The 22,543-nt window shown below is 36.2% G+C and carries 18 protein-coding genes; 10 read left to right on the top strand and 8 right to left on the bottom strand.

Going from position 1 to position 22,543, the window contains the following annotated elements; genetic code table 11:
* Nucleotides 1-12: 12 nt before the first annotated feature.
* Nucleotides 13-2,919, top strand: coding sequence for a DNA polymerase I (gene polA / locus ACFINC_RS00730; RefSeq protein ID WP_375615664.1), 2,907 nt, complete (start codon nucleotides 13-15; stop codon nucleotides 2,917-2,919).
* Here polA and ACFINC_RS00725 read toward each other — a convergent pair.
* The 7 genes from ACFINC_RS00725 to ihfB form a co-directional block, all read right to left on the bottom strand.
* On the bottom strand, nucleotides 2,916-3,794 hold the full coding sequence (locus ACFINC_RS00725; RefSeq protein ID WP_375615663.1) for an endonuclease/exonuclease/phosphatase family protein: 879 nt from the start codon (nucleotides 3,792-3,794) through the stop codon (nucleotides 2,916-2,918). The genes polA and ACFINC_RS00725 overlap by 4 nt on opposite strands.
* 115 nt (nucleotides 3,795-3,909) lie before the next feature.
* Nucleotides 3,910-4,683, bottom strand: a complete 774-nt coding sequence (locus tag ACFINC_RS00720) for a Bax inhibitor-1/YccA family protein (RefSeq protein ID WP_375615662.1) — start codon at nucleotides 4,681-4,683, stop codon at nucleotides 3,910-3,912.
* Between the two features lie 1,132 nt (nucleotides 4,684-5,815).
* Entirely contained in the window at nucleotides 5,816-6,319 is a 504-nt protein-coding gene (lspA, locus tag ACFINC_RS00715) for a signal peptidase II (protein ID WP_375615661.1), read from the bottom strand.
* Entirely contained in the window at nucleotides 6,309-7,163 is an 855-nt protein-coding gene (locus ACFINC_RS00710) for a TrmH family RNA methyltransferase (RefSeq protein WP_375615660.1), read from the bottom strand. Before ACFINC_RS00710 ends, lspA begins: the two co-directional genes overlap by 11 nt.
* A gap of 2 nt (nucleotides 7,164-7,165) precedes the next feature.
* Nucleotides 7,166-8,098, bottom strand: coding sequence for a class I SAM-dependent methyltransferase (locus tag ACFINC_RS00705; RefSeq protein WP_375615659.1), 933 nt, complete (start codon nucleotides 8,096-8,098; stop codon nucleotides 7,166-7,168).
* A gap of 174 nt (nucleotides 8,099-8,272) precedes the next feature.
* Complete coding sequence (locus ACFINC_RS00700) at nucleotides 8,273-8,569, bottom strand: lipopolysaccharide assembly protein LapA domain-containing protein (protein ID WP_375615658.1); 297 nt, start codon at nucleotides 8,567-8,569, stop codon at nucleotides 8,273-8,275.
* Nucleotides 8,570-8,576: 7 nt separating this feature from the next.
* The gene (ihfB, locus tag ACFINC_RS00695) at nucleotides 8,577-8,855 is read right to left on the bottom strand and encodes an integration host factor subunit beta (RefSeq protein ID WP_375607912.1); all 279 of its coding nucleotides are present in this window, start codon (nucleotides 8,853-8,855) and stop codon (nucleotides 8,577-8,579) included.
* Nucleotides 8,856-9,040: 185 nt separating this feature from the next.
* Between ihfB and lptC the strand changes: the two genes are divergently transcribed.
* The 6 genes from lptC to rlmN all read left to right on the top strand — a co-directional run bounded on the left by lptC (nucleotide 9,041) and on the right by rlmN (nucleotide 15,948).
* Entirely contained in the window at nucleotides 9,041-9,685 is a 645-nt protein-coding gene (lptC, locus tag ACFINC_RS00690; RefSeq protein ID WP_375615657.1) for an LPS export ABC transporter periplasmic protein LptC, read from the top strand.
* Nucleotides 9,686-9,789: 104 nt separating this feature from the next.
* Complete coding sequence (locus tag ACFINC_RS00685; RefSeq protein WP_375615656.1) at nucleotides 9,790-10,362, top strand: LptA/OstA family protein; 573 nt, start codon at nucleotides 9,790-9,792, stop codon at nucleotides 10,360-10,362.
* 6 nt (nucleotides 10,363-10,368) lie between these two features.
* A complete protein-coding gene (gene lptB, locus ACFINC_RS00680; RefSeq protein WP_375607915.1) occupies nucleotides 10,369-11,163 on the top strand; it encodes an LPS export ABC transporter ATP-binding protein in 795 nt (264 codons plus the stop codon).
* Nucleotides 11,164-12,082: 919 nt separating this feature from the next.
* Nucleotides 12,083-12,547 (top strand): PTS IIA-like nitrogen regulatory protein PtsN, encoded by a 465-nt coding sequence (ptsN, locus tag ACFINC_RS00675; RefSeq protein ID WP_375615655.1) that lies wholly within the window; start codon nucleotides 12,083-12,085, stop codon nucleotides 12,545-12,547.
* Nucleotides 12,548-14,176: 1,629 nt separating this feature from the next.
* Entirely contained in the window at nucleotides 14,177-14,680 is a 504-nt protein-coding gene (locus ACFINC_RS00670; protein WP_375607984.1) for an invasion associated locus B family protein, read from the top strand.
* 41 nt (nucleotides 14,681-14,721) lie between these two features.
* Nucleotides 14,722-15,948, top strand: a complete 1,227-nt coding sequence (gene rlmN / locus ACFINC_RS00665; protein WP_375615654.1) for a 23S rRNA (adenine(2503)-C(2))-methyltransferase RlmN — start codon at nucleotides 14,722-14,724, stop codon at nucleotides 15,946-15,948.
* 723 nt (nucleotides 15,949-16,671) lie between these two features.
* Here rlmN and ACFINC_RS00660 read toward each other — a convergent pair.
* Nucleotides 16,672-17,313: a LysE family translocator gene (locus tag ACFINC_RS00660; protein WP_375615653.1), complete on the bottom strand. Its 642-nt coding sequence runs from the start codon at nucleotides 17,311-17,313 to the stop codon at nucleotides 16,672-16,674.
* 166 nt (nucleotides 17,314-17,479) lie between these two features.
* On the opposite strand from ACFINC_RS00660, the gene ACFINC_RS00655 reads away from it, so the two are divergent.
* From ACFINC_RS00655 to ACFINC_RS00645, 3 genes are all read left to right on the top strand, one after another.
* Complete coding sequence (locus tag ACFINC_RS00655) at nucleotides 17,480-18,715, top strand: argininosuccinate synthase (protein ID WP_375615652.1); 1,236 nt, start codon at nucleotides 17,480-17,482, stop codon at nucleotides 18,713-18,715.
* A gap of 373 nt (nucleotides 18,716-19,088) precedes the next feature.
* A complete protein-coding gene (locus ACFINC_RS00650; RefSeq protein WP_375615651.1) occupies nucleotides 19,089-20,750 on the top strand; it encodes a lysine--tRNA ligase in 1,662 nt (553 codons plus the stop codon).
* A complete protein-coding gene (locus tag ACFINC_RS00645; RefSeq protein ID WP_375615650.1) occupies nucleotides 20,750-22,324 on the top strand; it encodes a peptide chain release factor 3 in 1,575 nt (524 codons plus the stop codon). Before ACFINC_RS00650 ends, ACFINC_RS00645 begins: the two co-directional genes overlap by 1 nt.
* Nucleotides 22,325-22,543 lie beyond the last annotated feature (219 nt).

Raw genomic sequence — 22,543 nt, 5'->3', positions numbered from 1 at the left:
AATAAAATTGTCATGAAAGCAACAGATCATCTTTTGTTGGTTGACGGATCAGGCTACATTTTTCGTGCTTACTATGCTTTGCCGCCTTTAAAACGTAAAAAGGATGGACTACCAATAGGAGCGGTAGCTGGTTTTTGTAATATGTTATGGAAATTACTTTGTGAAGCTCGTAATACTGCTATGGGTATTGTTCCAACACATTTTGCTGTTATTTTTGATTATTCATCTGATACTTTTCGGAAACAAATTTATCCTCAATATAAAGCGAATCGCGCTGAACCTCCTGAAGATCTAATTCCTCAATTTTCTCTGATACGCCAAGCAACAAAAGCTTTTAATTTGCCTTGTATTGAAAAGGAAGGTTTTGAAGCGGATGATTTAATTGCTACTTATGCAAAACTGGCAACGAAGGTTGGGGCAAAGACAACCATTATCTCTTCTGATAAGGATCTTATGCAACTCGTAAATACGCATGTGTCCTTGTATGATGGAATGAAAGACAAGCATATAGGTATTTCAGAAGTTATAGAAAAATGGGGTGTTGCACCTGAAAAAATGATTGATTTACAAGCTTTGATTGGAGATTCAACGGATAATATACCGGGTATTCCAGGCATTGGTCCCAAAACTGCAGCCCAGTTGTTAAACGAATTTGGTTCTCTTGATCTTTTATTGCAACGCGTAACAGAAATTAAACAAACAAAACGGCGTGAAAACATTCAAGCTTATAGAGAACAAGTTAAAATGTCTCGTGAACTTGTTAGGCTTAAAACAGATGTTCCTATGGATAATGATTTAGATGATTTTGTTTTGGAGCCGCAAGATGGTCCACGTTTAATTGCTTTTTTGAAAGCAATGGAATTTTCAACATTAACGCGTCGCGTGGCAGAGGCAACGTCATGCGATGCAGCTGTTATTGATGCACTTGATATAGATGTTGAATGGGAAAAAACGAGCTATGGACATGATTCTGAAATCAAGAATACTGAGCGCGTATCTTTTCATAATTTTTCTGAAAATTCTCCACAAGTTTTTGCACAAAAACGTAAAGATCAAGCACTGTCTCAAAAAATTACAAGAGATACTTACATAACGATTCTTGAGGAGGAAACTTTAAAAGAATGGTTATGGCAAGCGCAAGAACAGGGCTTTTTTGCTTTTGATACTGAAACTACATCTCTTGATCCGATGCAAGCAAAGCTTGTTGGTTTTTCACTCGCATTACAACCAGGAAAAGCAGCCTATATACCACTTGAACATTTTGAGGAAAAAGAGGACCTTTTAAGGGATGGGCGTATTGCCTCGCAGATTGAGACCCAAAAAGCTTTAGCACTTTTAAAACCGCTATTAGAAGATTCAGCGGTGTTAAAAATTGGTCAGAATATAAAATATGATTGGTTGGTGATGAAGCAATACGACATTGTTATACGTTCTTTTGATGACACTATGCTTTTGTCATATGCTTTTGATGCTGGAATTTTAACCCATAATATGGATGATTTGTCTGAACGTTGGCTTGGACATAAACCAATTGCCTATAAGGATTTAACGCATAAAGGAAAAAAAATTACTTCTTTTGCACAAGTAGATTTAAAACAAGCTACCCTTTATGCGGCGGAAGATGCCGATATAACGCTACGCCTTTGGCAAGTTTTGAAACCGCAACTTGTTGCTCAGAAAATGGCAAAAATTTATGATCGCCTTGATCGACCACTCATAGAAGTTCTTGCAAGAATGGAAGAACGTGGGATTCTTGTTGATAGGCAGATTTTATTGCGCCTTTCAGGAGAATTGGCGCAAGCTACTTTGATTCTAGAAGAGGAAATTTACAAACAAGCTGGTGAAAAGTTTAATCTTGCTTCACCCAAGCAATTGGGGGATATCCTTTTTGGCAAAATGGGATTACCTGGAGGCGCTAAAACCAAGGGCGGACAATGGTCAACTTCTGCACAGACCTTAGAAGAGTTGTCTGCTGAAGGTCATCTATTACCGCGTAAAATTATTGAGTGGCGTCAACTTGCAAAGCTAAAATCTACCTATGCCGATGCTTTGCCTTCTTATATTTTACCAAAAACAGGGCGTGTTCATACGAATTATTCTTTGGCAATAACATCAACAGGGCGATTATCATCATCAGAGCCAAATTTGCAAAATATTCCAGTACGAACTGTTGAAGGACGTAAAATTCGAACAGCTTTTATTGCTCCCAAAGGGCACGTGTTGCTTTCTGCTGATTATAGTCAGATTGAATTGCGCATTCTTGCACATATTGCGGATATAAAAGCGTTAAAAGAAGCTTTTGCTAAAGGACACGATATTCACGCTATAACGGCGTCACAAATGTTTGGCGTTGCGATAGAGGGAATGCATTCAGATATACGACGGCGTGCAAAAGCGATTAATTTTGGTATCATTTATGGTATTTCAGCTTTTGGCTTAGCCAATCAATTAGGAATTTCACGCCAAGAAGCGGGTCGTTATATTCAATTGTATTTTGAAAGGTTTCCAGGAATTAAAGATTATATGGAAAAGACAAAAAACTTTGCACGTGAAAATGGTTATGTAGAAACAATTTTTGGACGTCGTATCCATTATCCAGAAATAAAAGCAAAGAATGTAAAAATTCGTTCCCTTAATGAACGGGCAGCGATTAATGCCCCGATTCAAGGCTCTGCTGCAGATATTATTCGCCGCGCTATGATACAGATGGAAGATGTTTTAAAAGGAGAAAATCTGTCAGCAAAAATGTTGCTGCAAGTACATGATGAACTGATTTTTGAAGTACCAAAAGAAGAGAGTAAAAAAACCATGGACGTTGTTAAAAATGTTATGGAAAATGCTACAATGCCGGTTTTATCTTTATCTGTACCCCTTGAAGTAAAAGTCATGACAGCTCAAAATTGGGATGAGGCACATTAACTTTTTTTATTTATTTTATGTTCAAGAACGTTCATGGCGTTGGCAAGATTAAGGTAGGCTTTTATAGGCAAATGATCTGAGGCAATACGTGCAAGTGGTGAATGATGATTTTCAATATTTGTTACCAATTGGTGGGGAAAAGCAAAAACGCGATCAAGGGCTAAAAGAGGAAAACGCGAAGGAAAGCTTGGCACAACTTCAAGCGTGTTATCAAAATAGGGAGAAAAATGGTTCAAAGATGAGCCTTTTCCTATCCGCCATTCATTAAAATCTCCAATGAGGAGTGTAGGCATAAGGGAGCGTTTTTGCAAAATTGCAAGGAGCATTTTTGTTTGTTGTTTACGAGAATAACGTAATAAGCCAAAATGAGCCGCAATAATACGAATAGGGCCTGCTTGCATTTCCAATTCTACAATTACAGCCCCACGTGGTTCAATACCAGGAAGAGTGACTTGTAAAGTTTCATGTACATATCCCTTTCGCAAAAAAAGAGCGTTCCCATGCCAACCATGACCATGAGGTGACATGGTATTGAGAGGCACAGGAATCAAGCCAGTTTCAGCTTTTAATAACTGAAGATTAATCAAACCAACGCGCTCTCCAAAACGTTTATCTGCTTCTTGAAGAGCAAGGATATCAACTTGTAATTCATTAATAACACGTACAATACGTGTAGGATTAAAAATTTTATCAATACCTACACATTTATGCACATTATAGGAAGCAACGGTTAGATCATAATTATCATTTGGCTTGATGATGTTTGGTTGATGATGAGAGCGGCTATAGATTGCCTTTAAAAGGGAATTATGGAGCTTTTGTTGGATAAAACCGGTAAACCAAGGAAACTTTTGCTTGTAAGGTATTTTTGTCATTTTGCGAAAAGAATATAATCTCTAAGAGGCAAAGGGTAAAAACTTACACTAAAAACAAAAGAACCTTGTTTCTTTTGGAAACAAGGTTCTTTCGTTAAGCGATGATCTTTTAAAATCAATCACGGTTTGAACCAAGAAATTGTAGCAAGAAGACAAACATATTGATGAAATCAAGATAAAGATTCAATGCACCCATAATAACTTTACGTCCTCTTGTGTCACCTTCATCTCCTTCGTAATACATCAACTTAATGTTTTGAGTATCGTAAGCTGTTAAACCAGCAAAGATAAAAACACCAATAACGGAGATAGCAAATTGCAAAGCACTTGATCCAAGAAAAATGTTCACAATCATAGAAAGTAACAAACCAATCAATCCCATAAATAAGAATGAACCGATTGCTGTAAGATCACGCTTTGTTGTGTATCCATAAAGTGAAAGAGCTCCAAAAGTTGCAGCGGAAATAACAAAGGTTTGTACAATACTTTCTGTCGTATAACGCAAAACGATTGAAGATAGTGAAAGACCAACCAGAGCAGCATAACCAAAAAAGAGGCTACGAGCAGTATTTGTGCTCAGTGTATTAATTTTAAAACTGAGGAATAAGACCGCTATGAGTGGTGCAAACATAACAATATAAGAGAATGGTGATGTATAAAATGTTACTCCAAAAGATGTTAAATAAACACTGCTATTGATTTGAGCTGCTGCTTGACTCATATCTGTTGTCGTTGCTAATGATACAATTGCATAAGCGGCAGCAGCTGTAATAAGCAAACCAATGGCCATTGTATTGTAGACACCCAACATATAGTCGCGCAATCCCAGATCAATTGATGCATCGGCATGAGAAGCAGGCGCCGAACGTAAATTTTTAAAATTAGCCATAATATAAAATCCTTTAGCATATGTTCCGTCAGATATTGGGGTTTAAAAGTATCTCTGTCATTACAGATACACACTTCGTATAAGCCTTAAATTGGCTAACACAAAAACCCTAAGAATCACTGGCGGAATTCCAGCATATCTGCTCTTATTATGGAGATTTATTTAAAAATTACAAGAGATTTATCTGAAGAAGGAACCTTACAAATTGGTAAGGAAATAGTTTATTTTGATGAAATAATATTTCCATTTTTTGCCATATTTTTGCAAGATAAAAAGACTATACTTAAAATTTTTTTACTGTTCATAGAAATTGTGTAATACAATTCTCTATAAGGTATCAACTATCTTTGCTTTGATGAAGAGAGAGGCAAGTGTCGTCGCACTGTTTTTCAACTTACAATATTACATCATTGCATCTGCTCTATACGGTTAGAAGACCTATTGAATTGAACCTTTTTATATAAAAATTGATATAAATAATAAATTATCGTTTTGTATGCTAAATTCTTCTCCGAATATCGTAAGATTCTCTGATGACAAATTTTCTTATATTAAATCAATCAAGGTTATTTATTTGCTTGCTCCACACAAGCAAGATTGGTGTGTAAAAGACATGGTTTTAATTAATTCAACATGCGAAAGTTCGAAATAAAAGAAATTTAGGGTTCTCATTCAATATACAAAATGGTAAACTATTATTATATATCAATATGTTGTATTATCAATAAAACATTGAAAATAGTTAAAGGATATTGCTTATTAAGCAATATAAATAAAAGAGGGGTGTTTTTACACGAAGCGCTTAAGAAAAACACTGTAAAAATGACGCCTGTAAAAACTAAAAAACATATGAAAAGCAATTGTTTTAAGCAAATGAACAGAATTTAAATGCTGTAAAATATTTCCTCTCAGAATGGGATATAGGACATATGAGTAAAAAATTATTGGTTTCTATTTGAGTTCATTCCTTTTACACGGATCAAGTATATAAAGATCAAGTGAAAGTAAGGTCTTATAATTCCATGAAAAGAAACACATGAAATTATTAGCAAGAAGAATTGATCAAGAGAAATCAATTTGTAATCAGGCTTATGATGATCAAGAATCTCTGGTTTTTAAGGCGCTGAACATATCAATGAGAAGATGTGTGGTTGGAATGACGTTTTGCCTTCATCCAAGTACGCAATTCTTCAATAAGGATGGCAATAACACCAAGAGTGATAAAACTATCTGCAAGGTTGAAAATAGCAAAATGAAAGATATCATCAATATGAAAAAGTATATAATCAGTGACATGATGAAAGCGAATACGATCAATGAGATTGCCGATTGCTCCCCCAATAATAAGGATAAGACCAAAGCGCATAAAAGATTTATTATATTCAGTATTTTTCCATAACCATAGAAGAAAGATAATCACAATGATCGTGATGGCGATGATTCCCCAGTGAGAAAAGGAAGAAAAAAATGAAAATGCAATGCCAGAATTGCGCACATGATAAAGGGAAAGAAAAGGAATAAGCGAAATTTCTGTTCCTAAAGGCATATTGTGCATAACCCAGTATTTGACAGCTTGATCAAGTACTACTGTAAAAGCCAAGCCCAAGAGAAGAAAAGGGAGTGATTTACGAATCATGTTTTTCCTCACATGGTTCCAGTATTAAATAAGGGCGACGGATTTCATAAAGCATAACAGCTGTTGCTACTGCTAGATTAAGCGAATCAGCACGTCCACTTTGTGGAATACGCGCGAGTTTATTACACCGCCTTGTAAGACGATCTGATAATCCCTGTTTTTCATTTCCCATTAAAAGGATAACAGGACCATTTTTGAAATCAAGTGTCCGATAATCCAGAGATCCTTTAAGATGCGTGCCAACGATCATGCCTTTAAAGTGAGCAGACCAGTTTAAAAAGGCGCTTTCATCAAAACGATAAAGCGGTATAGAGAAAATTGATCCCATAGTTGCACGAACTGTTTCAGGCGAGAAAGGATCTGTTGTTTCGCCAATTAAAATAACACCTTTAGCACCTACGGCATCGGCAGTTCGGATAATGGTACCAAGATTTCCAGGATCACGCACACGATCAAGCGCGATATAAACATCTTTAGTCTGTTCAGTTATCATTTCAAGAGGTTGCCATTTTTGTTTAAAAATACCAATAACTGTTTGTGGATTATCGCGTCGGGTAAGTGATTCCATAACCTTTTGTGAAGCTTTAATCACAAAACCACCATTGGCTACAACGCGTGCAGCAATATTTTCGATAGCAGCATTACCGATTTTGCTTTTAGAAAAAATAAGCGTCTGTATTGTCCAGCCGAGATCGAGAGCATCAATGACCAATTTCAATCCCTCTGCCATGAAAAGACCCTCTTTATTACGATTTTTCTTTTGGCTGAGCGCTTTAAGATCTTTTATAATAGGGTTGCTAAGAGAAGTAATTTCTTTCACTTTGCCAGTTTTAGGTCTAAACATATTCAAGCAATCCAACGGCTAAAAAGGGAAGTAGAAAGAGCACGTCCTGCAACTTCTTCACGCAAAATAAGTTCTCCTGATTCGACCGTACCACCAAGATTTACAAATGCATCACGCATTAAAGCATGAAGTGCAAAGAAGGAAGCACGAATAGAATAAGCTGTAAGCACAACAGAAAGCGGTTTATCAGAGAGAAGTTTACGACAATTTGTGATCATATCTGGTAAATGATCAAACAGTTGCCAAACTTCACCATGGGGTCCACGCCCATAAGCAGGGGGATCAAGGAGAATCATATCATAGCTTTTCTTACGACGCAGTTCACGCTCGACAAATTTCACAGCATCATCACAAATCCAGCGAATAGAATGATCTGGTAATCCTGCTCTTTCCTGATTAGCTTTTGCCCACGCAATGGCTTTTTTAGAAGCATCAACATGGGTAACGTTCGCACCCGCTCGTGCTCCAATCAAAGAGGCAACACCTGTATAGCCAAAAAGATTCAACAATTTTATAGGACGTGCGGCTTTAAAAATTTGTTCTTCTATAGAGCGCCAATGGGCATCTTGTTCAGGAAAAACCCCCACGTGACGAAAAGAAGTAAAACGGCCTAGAAAAGACAGTCCATTCCAAGAAAGTGGCCATGTCTCATTAAGTGGCTTTTTAGGAAAATGCCAACGACCAACCCCTTCTTCATCACGGTTTCCCGTGAAAATAGCATCCACATCTGCCCATTGTTTCTGTGATAAAGCGGGTTTCCATAGCGCTTGACCTTCTGGTCGAATAATGCGGTAAGCTCCATAACGTTCTAATTTTTGTCCATGACCAGAATCAATAAGGGCATAATTTTCACTTATGGCTGTTTCTAAAATAAGAGGCAACTTTTCCTGCGGATACTGATTAGTGTGGGAGGATTGAAAGCATTGTGCAGGCATGTTTTGTATCATGGTTATGAGGTATAAAAATTATATTATAAAGCTCTTAAATGTTTCGTAAAAGTACAAAAAAGCTAACGTCAATTAAAACATGTATAAAAAAAAGAAAAAGAGCACTTTTAAACTCCGTATTAATATAAAATACAGAGAGAAAAAGATTTCATTAAAATACCATTACACCAGATTTGATATAGTCGTTTTCAATTTCTCGATCTCGGCTTTACTTTTTTTGAGAGCTTTTTTACATTTGTGATAGGAAAACCAACGGATCAGATTTCCTAATAAGATACCAAAACCAAAGAAAATAAAGAGCCATATAAAGAGGGGAGCATGATAAGTAAAACTTTCAGAATTTGCTCGAAAAGGATCAAGGTTTAACGGAACCATTTGACGATTAGCTACGATAAAAACAATCAAAAACGCTGTGAGAATCACACTGATACTTGTTAGAAGAATACGTTTAATAATCATAAGTTTCTCATTGATTAAGACGGTCACGTAAATCCTTGCCAGTTTTAAAAAAGGGAATCCATTTTTCATCAACAGTAACGGCTTCACCTGTTCGTGGATTACGTCCATTACGAGCTGAACGGCTCTTTACAGAAAAAGCTCCAAATCCACGAAGTTCAACGCGATTGCCATTTGCAAGTGCTGTTGAAATTTCCTCAAAAATAGCGTTCACAATATTTTCCACATCTCTTTGAAAAAGATGCGGGTTATGACGAGCAATAATTTGCACAAGCTCTGATTTAACCACAATAGCCTCACTTTCACACAAAAAACTTTTTTATAATTGTGCACTCCATGCATATTACAATATATAAGCGGATAAAAGCAAAATAAAACAAAGAAAAAACAAATTGCAAGAAACAAAATTTTAAAATACCTCTTATAAAGGTTATACAGATTAAAAATGCGGAACATTTAAGAGATTAGGAGAATATGTTCGTACACAAACCTTATGAAGTCTTTTCTACGCGATCATCTTTTGGAGATGTTTTTAAAAAAGCATCCCGTCATTCGCGTCGCATTAGCATATTAAAAATTTTTTTACCTTTCTTAGCGTTGGTTTCAGCGTTGGTTTTTTGCTGGTTTACGTTTTTCTCAGTTCCTGTTACTTCTAATTCTATGCCTTTGAATAGCGAAGAGAGTGAAGTGATGAATTTGACGATACTCAATCCAAAATTAGAAGGGTATACGCGTGCTCATGAACCTTATTGGCTTAAAGCAGAAAAGGCATTTCAAGATCATACACACTCTGGAATAATTAGGTTGCAAAACATTACGGCTAAAGCGTCTATGGGCCAACAAAGACAGGTTTTTCTCGCAGCACAAGGGGGAGTTTACGATAATATTAATGGTTTTTTACAGTTGGATAAGCCATTCACTGTTACAACAAATGATGGGATGATAGCACAATTTATATCCGCTAGTATTAATTTATCTGAGGGGCAGTTAAAAACAGATCAACGTGTTAATATTCAGCGAGCTGGTTTGCATCTTGCAGCAAATGCTTTGCAAATTCGAGAAAAAGGAAAAAACATGTATTTTCATGGTGGTGTGCATTTAGTGCTTCAAAAGCAATGACGGAATATCAATACGAATCTTTAAAGTGGATATTTGTAAAGAAAAGTATGTGTATATAAACATGAAGAATTGAAATCATGAGATCATACAAAAGATGGATAGGTATGGCATTAGCTTTTAGCATGGGAATGTTAGAAGGAGGGATGGTTTTAGGATATGCTGAAGGGACTCATTTGGGAATAAGTCTATCAAGCGACAAAGAACCAGTAGAACTTCATGCAGATTCTTTAGAAATACGTGATAAAGAGGGGATAGCGCTTTTTCAGGGTGATGTTTCAGTAGTGCAAGGTGAACGTCTTTTACGAGCGGCAAAATTAGTTGTTTACTACGATAAAGCCTATAAAAAAACGGATAGAAACAAAGAATATACAAAGGCATCACCTGTTTCTTTATTGGGTTCGTCAAGCATAAAAAAAATGGAAGCTTTAGGAAAGGTCTATATAAAAATTGCTACGCAAATTGCTACAGGTGATAAAGGCGTTTTTGATGGAAAGTCAAAAATGATGAGTTTGACTGGGAAGCATGTTGTGTTAACTGATGGTGATAATGTGGCAACGGGGTGCAAATTAACGGCAAATATGGAAAGCGGAAAGGCTTTTTTAGAAGGTTGTGAGACGCCTGAGAAAAAAGGCCGTGTTTCTATTATTTTTAAACAAAATCAAAAGAATGGCCATTAAGATTTCATGTTTGGAATCAAAAGAAAAAAACAGACTGATAGGTATGACCTTGCAAGTGAAGCTTCAAAAAAGCGCTTAAAGGGGACCTTGATTGCCAGTCATTTAGTTAAAGTTTATAGAGGAAGACGAACTGTTAATGGTGTTTCTTTTGGCATTCGTACAGGAGAAGCTGTTGGTATTTTAGGGCCCAATGGGGCTGGTAAAACAACTTGTTTTTATATGGTTATGGGGCTCATAAAATCTGATGGAGGCTCCATTAAGATTGATGGATTTGATATTACACATTTTCCGATGTATCGACGTGCACGTTTAGGTATTGGATATCTTCCGCAGGAGGCCTCTATTTTTCGTGGACTTTCAGTAGAAAATAATATTAAAGCTGTTTTAGAGGTTGTTGAAAAAGATCGCCTTAAACAACGTGAAGAGTTAGATAGCCTTTTACATGAATTTAAAATTGATCATTTACGTAAAATGCCTGCACTTTCTTTATCTGGGGGTGAGCGTCGGCGACTTGAAATTGCGCGCGCTTTAGCGTCTCGTCCCAATTTTATGTTACTTGATGAACCATTTGCAGGAATTGATCCTATCGCTATTTTCGATATTCAACAACTTATTCGTCATTTAACGAGGCGTGGCATTGGTGTTTTAATAACGGATCATAATGTGCGTGAGACATTAGGACTTGTCGACCGCGCTTATATTATTCACACAGGTAAGGTGTTAGTTCACGGTTGTCCTAATGATATTATCAACAACGTTGATGTACGCAGAATTTATTTGGGAAATCAGTTTTCTCTTTGATTTTACAATTTTCACGAGTTTCCATTTAAGTTTAACCGAACATTATTAATTACTGAAAATCTCCTTATTTATGCCAAAACTTCTTTTATGACTATAATCTTAAAATGTTTTTATGGAGTGGTGCAGAAAGCTTCATCACTATAAGGTGAATTTGTTGCTTTATTGGTTTAGATTACGCATGATTGTATCGTAGAAAAGATATCACTAGATTAACTTGATAATGAGTGATAAATGAGGCTGTAAATAAATGTATGTGTTATTGAAAGGTAAGAGATATTCACCATATTTTTTTCTGTCGAATCAAATAACATATCGATAATGCTGTTTTGGGTATTTTGATGGGAGCACCAATTATATATTGCGGTTATTCAAGAGGGATTGTCGTGTTTTATTGGTTTGTATGGCATATTTCAAAATAGGAGCTCGTCTGTAGATATCAGAATAGATCTATAAATCTTTTAAAACAGTCATTAATTTTCTAGAAGCCTTTAGATTGTTGTCATAAGGCAGTGTTCAAGCTATACCGTAATTGTATAAAGTAAAGGTCTATTTCGCTCAGTATGTTTCCCATGTTATTAAGAGCTCGTTTTAAAAGAAAGAAAAAATTTAATTGGGAATTGTGCATTAACTCTTGTGATAAGTCTAATAAATTTTATCAATAATGACCTTTTCTAGTGTCTTAAGGAAATTAATTTTATGAGCAATTTTATTTCTTTTTTTTCTCATGCTGTTAATGAGGAGCTAAATATTATTTATTGTTGTGTTAAAAGTGATATGACATGTATTAAATCATCACCCATTATAAATTGAAAAATAAAAACACATGCAATGATGCATGAAAGTGAAAGAACTTTAAGTATCTATACCGTTTATAGGTTTATTGATTGAGCATTTGAGCGTGTAAGAGGAAAATTAAAGGATGAATTTGAGTGAGTTAATAGCACCAGAAGCAATCATTCCGACCCTTAAGGCTAATTCAAAAAAACAGGTTCTGCAAATTTTAGCCGAAAAAGCGTCTCAGCTGACAGGTCTTAGTGAGCATGTGATTTTTGATGTTGTTTTGCAACGCGAGAAGCTTGGTTCAACGGGTCTGGGTGGTGGTATTGCGATTCCTCATGGGAAATTGCCAGATATTAATCGTATTATTGGTATATTTGCACGTCTTGAAAACCCTGTTGATTTTGAAGCTCTCGATGATGAACCTATAGATCTCGTTTTTCTCCTTTTAGCACCTGAAAATGCTGGTGCAGATCACTTAAAAGCTTTATCGCAAATTGCGCGTGTTTTGCGTCACGCTGATGTTGTGCAAAAATTGCGCAATACGCATAATGCCAATGCGCTTTATGCTTTATTGATTCAAACTTCAGAATCAAATGCAGCTTAAAAGGTATTATGAGCGTGTAAGTTGCGAGGTATGCGCTACAGAGTGTAGGAAATAATATAATTTGCATCTTAAGACTAATAACAAAAGGTTATGTCATGAGATTTAAGAAAATCACTTCTAAGTGAATCTTCTTTTTAAAAAGCAAGCAACAAAAACGGAGGGCTTGTCCTTTCTTGTTCTCGTATATTAAAGCATCTAATCATTATGTTCGTGGATTCTTTTATCCTATTATACTGTAAAAACACGATCATTTCAGATGTGGTAAAGTAAAGTATGTAAGTTTCTTTAATATACTAAGTGCTTTTAGAATGTGTGGTAAATATTCTTAAAGCAGGACTTGCTTGTAGAACCTTGAGTTAACTTAATTTCATGAGTGGAAAAACAAGAGGAGCTGCGCTCGACTAAGAATCTAAACTGTTCATAAGCCAAATTGGATTAAGAATTTTCGTCCTTTGAGGGCGGGGAAGAAATCAGCGGGAAAGTTTATTTGTGCATTGAATTTTTTCGTAAGTTAATTTTGAGTATCTATGGATAATATTATTAAGGTTCAAGCTGAAATAAGGGATATTGCGTCCTTTGTATGAGAGAGGAGAGAGATCAACTATTTTAATAGATATGGTTTAGATGCCAGCTCATACTAAACAATAATTTTGCACGGTAAGAATGAAAATTATAGCTTTGGGTTGAGTGAAAGAGCTTTGTACATGGGAAGCTTTATTCAGATCCACTTTAATTGATTAAAATATTGTTTTAAAAACGGTAATGTTAGAACTGCTATAGAAAAAAGTTTTAAATTTCTTTTTATAAATTTACTTAGAAATAAGATAAGGAGACTTTCCAAAAGAGTTCTTAAGAAGTTTTTTATAACAGAAAGAAAAATATCGTCTAATACATTAAAATAATACGATTAAGCTATTATAAGCGATTAAAACCATTTTAGAAATTAATAATTGGAGATGAAATATATAGGGAAATAAGATCAAAAGAAACAAAGTTGTATGTGATTATTAATATAGAATCTAAATTCTTTATGTTTTATTATTAATATCTTGATAATATTTTATTATTTTTACAAGGTATTTTGAAGATTGAGAAAAAGTGTTATCGGGACGATATTGAATACGAAATATGAATGCACTATAATGAGTAAAAGGTGGAGTATTTTGTGAACATAAATGTATTGAATGCATAAAGTCGAGAAGTGATATTCGTAAGGCGATTAAGCTTTTTTGCGGGGAGTTCGGGGTGTATTTTCAAAATTTTGCATCAGATTGCTTGTGATATAATGCTTGTGATATAAAGAGTATGGTTTATTTCTTAACAGAGTGATGGTATATTTTTATCTCGTTTTGAAGTTCTATAGCTTAAAGAGATCGTTTTTTATACAAAAACGAAATAAGTAGCGTAAAATGAAGATGTTATTTTTTAATGTGGTTATTGAATAAGAAGTTTATGTTTTGGTAACGATTAAAAGGTCACAATGAAACGTATAAATCTATTTTGATTAGTGTGAAAATATTTCGCTTATTGAAGGAATTAGGACAATAACACATGAATATCGAGGAGTTTTTATTGAACTTTTCCAATGAAGAAATCTTGTTAGAGACTAAAGAAGTGAGCTAAATGAAGATGTTTGAAAAGACTGTTATTGCTGCATCTGTAATGGTTCTTGTTACAGCGGGAGTGGCATATGCACAAACGCCAAGCCGTTTAAATCAATTTGAAGCGTGGGGAGCCTATTCTTATAAATCGCCCAAAAATACGATTTGCTATGTGTTATCGGTACCTTTGAAGGCTCTTCCAACGACAGTTAATCATGGTGATAACTTTTTCTTGGTTACCAAGCGTTCTCATTCTCCTATTTCGTTTGAACCGCAGTTCATGGCTGGTTATACGCTTCAAGAAGGGTCTAGAGTGACAGTGACCATTGGAGGTAAGGACTTTGATTTTTTCACGAAAGATTCCTCAGCTTGGTTGGCGTCATCAGAGCTAGAAAAGCAGCTTGTTTCTGCTATGCGTGCTGGAAGCGATATGACAGTGAAAGCGATATCAAAACGAGGAACGCATACCACTTATACTTATTCCTTAAAAGGGGTTACTGCTGCATTAAATGCAGTTCAAAAGTGCCATTAAGGTTTCGATAACTCTAAAATAGTAATGTAAATTGGAAAGCAATGGCCATTTCCTATGACCTTAGACCAGTTGGTTCATGTTCAGCACGAAAAACAGATAATGTGGTCGTGAAGGAGAGTTCAAAGCTTTCTTTAATTGGTTTATCGCAAGATGAAATGGTGCAGGCATTAAAGACCGTTGGTGTACCAGAGCGTCAAACACGTATGCGTGTACGCCAGCTTTGGCATTGGCTTTATGTACGTGGTGTTTCAAATTTTGATGAAATGCTGAATATTTCTAAAGCAATGCAAGAAACACTTAAGTGTCATTTTTCCATTGCGCGCCCAGAAATTGTTGGAGAACAAATATCAAAAGATGGTACACGTAAATGGCTCTTACGTTTTCCTGCACGTGGAGCTGGAAGGCCTGTTGAGATTGAAACGGTTTATATTCCTGAGGAAGGGCGTGGTACTTTATGTCTTTCATCGCAAGTAGGGTGTACGTTAACCTGCTCCTTTTGCCATACGGGAACACAGATGCTTGTTCGCAATCTGACTGCAGAAGAAATTTTGGCACAGTTATTGGTTGCACGTGATTGTTTGGGTGATTTTCCTGATAAGAATACTCCTGATGGAGCAATTGTTCCCATTGAAGGGCGCAAAATTACCAATATTGTTATGATGGGAATGGGAGAACCTCTTTATAATTTTGAAGCTGTTAAAAAAGCTTTATTGATTGCTTCTGATGGCGATGGACTTTCTTTATCAAAACGTCGGATTACGCTTTCAACCAGTGGGGTTGTTCCTGGAATTGTCCGAACCGGAGAAGAAATTGGTGTTATGTTGGCGATTTCACTCCACGCAGTACACGATACATTAAGGGATATGCTTGTTCCCATTAATAAAAAATATCCGCTTGCTTTACTAATGGATGCTTGCCGTAATTATCCTGGTCTTTCTAATGCAAAGCGAATCACATTTGAATATGTTATGCTAAAAGATATCAATGATAGTTTAGATGATGCAAAGCGATTGATTCAGCTATTGAAAGGGATTCCTGCTAAGATCAATTTAATTCCTTTTAATCCGTGGCCAGGGAGTAACTATCAGTGTTCTGATTGGGATCAAATCGAGCGTTTTGCTGATGTCGTTAATCGAGCGGGTTATGCTTCTCCTATTCGGATACCGCGTGGACGCGATATTTTAGCTGCATGTGGACAGCTTAAATCGGCTTCAGAGCGCTTACGGAAATCTGAACGTTTACGACTTGAAAATGCTGTTGGTCATTAGTTAATGCAATTTTCAGCTATATAGCGAAGCGATATAAAGTCTGTGCTTTTTTGTTTGTAAATTAATATCCAAACCTCGTGCGATAGCATATGTGAGATAGAGATTAAGATTGGATAAATTCTAGACAAACAGTTTCAACTTTATATGCTAAATAGAAAGAAAGATATTGTATATAGTCTGTTTGCGGAATCTCTGAAATAAAGAGGCAGCCTATTTTAGAGGAAATATGAAGTTTTAGGGGGGGGGCGTAAAGAATTTGCACCTTATTATCATACTCTCTAATTCGGCTTTATGGTTTTTAAAAGCATTGACGGTAATATCTTTTAAAGAGTGGAAATATACAATGCCTCATGTTTTTGTTTGTTACATTTTTTAACAAGATCACGGTTTATACATAAAACGGCGTGTCTAAAATATAAATTCCCGTGTCTAAAATATAAATTCCATTGTGTTGTCCATTAAAATGTTTTTAAAAAAATATTTTTTAATGTACTCCCCATCTCACGACAATGCCTGCGAAAAGTATAATACAAAATCCTCTGTGAAATATATGATACTTTAATAAAGCTGTAAGTTGGTGGCTGCATTCTATTTTTAGCTTTTCTTGTGATGTACAAGGGAAAGCTATTGTTTAATTCAACATAAACAGATTTAAAATAATAGAGTTGCACAAATATATAGAGTTATCATTTAAATTAAAAACGATAAATTACACCTTATAAATCAATTTTTTGTAACGATAAGAAGATGGAGGGCAAAGCTGGTAAAAATACCTGCAATAAGCCAGTCGAGAAAGCGAAGATAAAGAGGGTTCTGTTTAAGGATTTTGGTAAGTTTATGCGCTGTAAAAACGATTGCAATTGTAATGGGGAAAGAAATAGGAATATAAGAGAGTCCTAAAAAGAGTAGCTTTTGTGTTGCCATAGGATCATTCGCATTGATAAACTGTGGTAAGAATGTCGCGTTAAAGAGTATGACTTTAGGATTGAGAAGATTAATTCCAATACCAGCAAGATAGTTACGTTTAGAGCTTTGAGGTTTAGAAAATGTTGGTTCAAAGGAAAGTGTTGAGTTTCTCCATAACGCTTGAAAGGCAAACCATAAAAGATAAAAGGCGCCAACAATTTTCAGAAAAACAAAAGCGTGTGGCGCAGCAAAAATAAGCGCTGATAAACCAAGTGCTACAGCTGTAACCTGAATGGCAAATCCTGTTGCACTTCCCAAGGCGCACATAATTCCAGCTTTTTTGCTTTGTGTAATGGTTCGTCCTACAGAAAGCATCATATCAGGTCCTGGAATAAGTGCTAAAATCAACGATGCTAAAGCAAACTGTACAACAATAGACCACTCCGGTAGAAATGACACGTCGATCTCCTCTTATTTTTAAGTAATGTTCATTATTTATACTTTGAGGCGTCTTTATTTATGCTTTTTGAGTCTTTTTAATGTTGTTTAAAGAGAATTTATTTTTATATTTCTTGTGTCGTTTTAATTTTTTAGAAAAAAAGAACAATTCGTATAGAGCTTTATAATGAAAAAGTGGCAAAGTATTAGAAAAGTTGTTTTGGCTTATTCGGGGGGATTGGATACGTCAATTATTCTCAAATGGTTACAAAGTGCGCTAGGCGTTGAAGTTGTGACTTTTACAGCAGATTTGGGGCAGGGAGAAGAATTAGAGCTTGCTCGTCGTAAAGCTGAAATGCTAGGTGTTAAAGAAATCTACATTGAAGATTTGCGTGAAGAATTTGTGCGTGATTTTGTTTTTCCGATGTTTCGAGCCAATACCGTTTATGAAGGGACTTATCTTTTAGGAACATCAATTGCACGTCCACTTATTTCAAAACGTCTTATTGAAATTGCTAAGGAAACAGGGGCAGATGCCATTGCTCATGGAGCAACGGGCAAAGGCAATGATCAGGTACGCTTTGAACTTTCTGCTTATGCACTTAATCCTAATATAAAGATTATTGCTCCGTGGCGTGATTGGGATTTTAAGAGTCGGACAGATCTGTTTGAATTTGCGCGTATGCATCAAATTCCTGTAGAAAAAGATAAGCAAGGCGAAGCACCTTTTTCAGTGGATGCAAATTTATTACATTCTTCATCAGAAGGAAAGATTTTAGAAAATCCAGCCCTTCCTGCTCCTGAATATGTCCATATGCGTACTCTTTCGGTGGAAGATGCTCCAGATGAAGCAACCAGAATCACTCTTGGCTTTAAAAAAGGCGATGCAGTTTCAATCAATGGAAAAAATTTATCTCCTGCAACTTTACTTGCAGAACTAAATCATTATGGGCGGGATAATGGTATTGGTCGGTTGGATTTGGTAGAAAATCGTTTTGTAGGTATGAAATCGCGGGGTATTTATGAAACACCAGGAGGGACCATTCTTTTAACAGCTCATAGAGCAATAGAATCTTTAACACTAGATCGTGGTGCAGCGCATTTGAAAGATGAATTGATGCCACGTTATGCAGAACTCATTTATTATGGCTTTTGGTTTTCTCCCGAACGTAAGATGTTGCAAGCAGCGATTGATTTATCTCAAGAACATGTTGAAGGTGAAGTCACGTTAAAGCTCTATAAAGGGAACGTGATTGTTGAAGGGCGCCAAAGCAAAAAATCACTTTATTCAAGTGAATTGGTAACTTTCGAGGATGATCAAGGTGCTTATGATCAAAGAGATGCAACTGGTTTTATTAAATTAAATGCCCTACGTTTACGTACATTAGCAAGGCGTCATCAAGGTGATAAAGAAAAGAAATAGAAAGTTACGGTGACAAGTGTAATGTGGATTAGTGCTTTTGTATGAAATGCCTAGTTTAAACATTTTTCTGTTGGTTTTTACCGTTCTTTCGTTCAATACTAGAAGCTTATCTTCTGCGCTAATAAATATAATAAGCAAAACCCATGATAATAATAGCAATGAAGGCTCTGATAATCAAAACAAGACAATTTTGCTTTATAACGTTCAATGTTTTTGATTTTTATCAGAACAAAATATGTTTATAACGAGGGTGGTTTTTGTATTGTGACTTAAAAGTATAAAGAAATTTACATCTTTTTGCTTGCTATTATTGACGAATAAATTCAAGAACCATACACCCTATTTTGAAAGATTATAATTTTTAGGATAAATAATGATGCGTAATCAGTGTGATGCCCTTAGCCTTACGCCTGAATTAAAGGATGCGGCTGCTCAATCGAGAACTTGGCCATTTGAAGAAGCACGTAAGATTATCAAACGGTATGAAAAGACGGGTTATCCAGACAGTGTAATATTTGAGACCGGTTATGGACCTTCTGGTTTACCGCATATTGGAACTTTTGGGGAAGTTGCACGTACAACCATGGTGCGTCATGCATTTCATATTCTCACAGAGAATAAAGTAAAAACAAAATTACTTTGTTTTTCTGATGATATGGATGGTTTGCGCAAGGTTCCTGAGAATGTGCCTGATCGCGAGAGGATGGAACATTATCTTGGTCAACCGTTGAGCCGTGTACCTGATCCTTTTGGAGATGATTATCCTTCTTTTGGAGCGGCAAATAATGCACGGTTACGGGCTTTTCTTGATCGTTTTGGTTTTGATTATGAATTTGCAAGTGCTACGGATTATTACAATTCTGGTCGTTTTGATGAAACACTTTTAAGAATCCTTGCTTGTTATGACAAGGTGATGGCAATTATTTTACCAACATTAGGTGAAGAACGGCAAGCGACCTATTCACTCTTTCTACCGATTTCTCCCTTTTCTGGAAAAGTATTACAGGTACCGATGATTGCGCGTAATGTTGAAAAAGGGACAGTTACTTATATTGAACCTGAAACAGGAGAAACCATAGAAACAGAGGTTACGGGGGGCAAAGTTAAGTGTCAGTGGAAGGTCGATTGGGCTATGCGTTGGGCAGCGCTTGGCATTGATTATGAAATGGCAGGAAAAGATCTTATCGATTCCACAAATCTTTCTTCTAAAATTTGTAAAGTATTGGGTGGAAAGCCTCCAGAGGGATTTAACTATGAACTCTTTTTAGATGATAAAGGGCAAAAAATTTCCAAATCCAAGGGAAATGGCTTAACCATTGATGAATGGCTTACATATGCTCCAACAGAGAGCTTAGGGCTTTATATGTTTTCAAAGCCCAAGACAGCAAAACGGCTTTATTTTGATGTTATTCCCAAAGCTGTGGATGAATATTATGCGCATCTTTCTGCCTATGGTCGTCAAAGTTGGCAAGAACGGCTTAGTAATCCTGTATGGCATATTCATAATGGTTGTCCACCGCAGGTTGATTTACCTGTACCTTTTGCGATGCTTTTAAATTTGGTAAGTGCTTCAAATGCAGAGAATGCAGGGGTTCTTTGGGGTTTTATTTCTCGTTACGCTAAGGGGGCAAATGCGCAAACTTGTCCAGAACTTGATCAATTGGTGAAATTTGCCATTAAATATTTTGATGTTTTTGTTAAACCAAACAAAAAATTTCGTATACCAGATGACAGCGAACGAGCAACATTAGCACAAATTGATGCAAAATTAGCCAATTTGCCTGAAACTGTTGATGGCAACACACTACAAAATACACTTCTTGATGTTGCGCGGTTAACGGAACGCTATCAAGATCATAGCAAAAAAAGCCCTGAAGGTGGGCCTGGTGTTTCCAATGTTTTTTTTCAAATGTTGTATGAGGTCCTTTTAGGACAAGAGCGAGGTCCACGATGGGGATCATTTATAGCGCTTTATGGGATTAATGAAATGCGTGCACTGATTGCTGAAGCACTTGCACGACCTATGGAGGAATAATGGAACGAAGAGTACAGGAAGTAAAGCGGCGCCGTACATTTGCAATTATTGCTCACCCAGATGCTGGGAAAACAACATTGACGGAAAAGCTTTTATTGTTTGGTGGTGCTATTCAACTTGCAGGAGAAGTAAAAGCCAAAAAAGATCGTATTCAAACTCGTTCTGACTGGATGAATATTGAGCGTGATCGTGGTATTTCCGTTGTGACTTCTGTGATGACGTTTGAATATGAAAATCATATTTTTAATCTCCTAGATACCCCAGGCCATGAAGATTTTGCAGACGATACTTATCGCACGCTTACAGCGGTTGATAGTGCTATCATGGTATTGGATGGGGCCCGCGGGATTGAGCCTAGAACATTAAAACTGTTTGAAGTGTGTCGGATGCGGGATATTCCTATTGTTACTTTTATCAATAAAATGGATCGTGAGGCGCGTGATCCTATAGAGCTTTTAGATGAAATTGAGGAAAAACTTGCGCTTGATACCGCACCCATAACATGGCCCATTGGGACGGGTAAAGATTTTGTTGGGACTTTTGATCTCCATCATAACCGTTTTCGCCAAAAAGATGATGAGATAACACAGCGGATCGTTTCAAATCCCAGTGAGGTTGTCCATTTACTTCCAGAGTATCAACGTTCCACTTTTCTTGAAGGAGTAGAACTCGCTCAAAGTGTTTGCAAGAATTTTGATCTTCAAGCTTTCCGTGAAGGTCATATGACACCGGTTTATTTTGGTTCAGCTTTACGAAATTTTGGTGTTCGTGATTTGATCAATGCGCTTATTGATTTTGGTCAAAGTCCCCGTGATCAAAGTGCAGATCAGCGCAATATCATAGCAACTGAACCTAAAATGACGGGATTTGTTTTTAAAATTCAAGCGAATATGGATCCTAATCATCGTGATCGTATTGCATTTTTTCGGGTATGTTCGGGAACACTTGAACGTGGTATGAAGACAAAATTGGTCAGAACAGGAAAACCGATGACACTTTCGGCTCCACAATTTTTCTTTGCGCGTTCGCGCCAAATTGCTGATCAAGCCTATGCTGGTGATATCGTAGGGATTCCTAATCATGGAACATTGCGTATTGGCGATACTTTGACTGAAGGAGAAGATATTCTTTTTAAGGGAGTACCCAATTTTGCACCAGAGATTTTGCGTCGTGTTTGTTTGGGCGATCCAATGAAAGCAAAAAAGCTCAAAGAAGCTTTGCAACAAATGGCTGAAGAAGGGGTTGTGCAATTGTTTATTCCTGATGATGGGTCGCCTTCTCTCATTGGTGTTATTGGTGCTTTGCAAATTGATGTTTTAAAAGAGCGATTAAAAATAGAATATTCTTTGCCAGTGAATTTTGAGTCTGCACGCTTTAATTTATGCCGTTGGATTTCAGCGCAGAGCAAAGATGAGTTGCAAAAGTTTCTCAACAATCATCGCTCTGCTCTTGCGTATGATTTAGAAGGTGATCCAGTTTTTTTAGCGGAGAACCATTTTTCATTAAATTATGAAGCAGAAAGAGCTCCTAAGATAAAATTTTCTACTTTTAAAGATTATCAAGTAAGCTCTTAATGTAAAGAAGAATTTTTTATGTAACAATTTGGTTGATAATGATTTTTCATATTGAGTTAGGGATCTGAATATTGTTATTTTTTTCTGAAAACAAAAGGAATATGTAAAAAACACTTTCAGATTGTGTTATATAAAGAGAGAAGTAAATTTATTTATAATATTCAATAAGTTATAATATATTTGTAATTGTAACGTCTTTTAAAATTTTGATATATTTTT

The sequence above is a fragment of the Bartonella sp. AP58NXGY genome (assembly GCF_042195785.1).
Classification (GTDB): domain Bacteria; phylum Pseudomonadota; class Alphaproteobacteria; order Rhizobiales; family Rhizobiaceae; genus Bartonella.
This window is presented reverse-complemented; position numbering and strand designations above follow the sequence as displayed.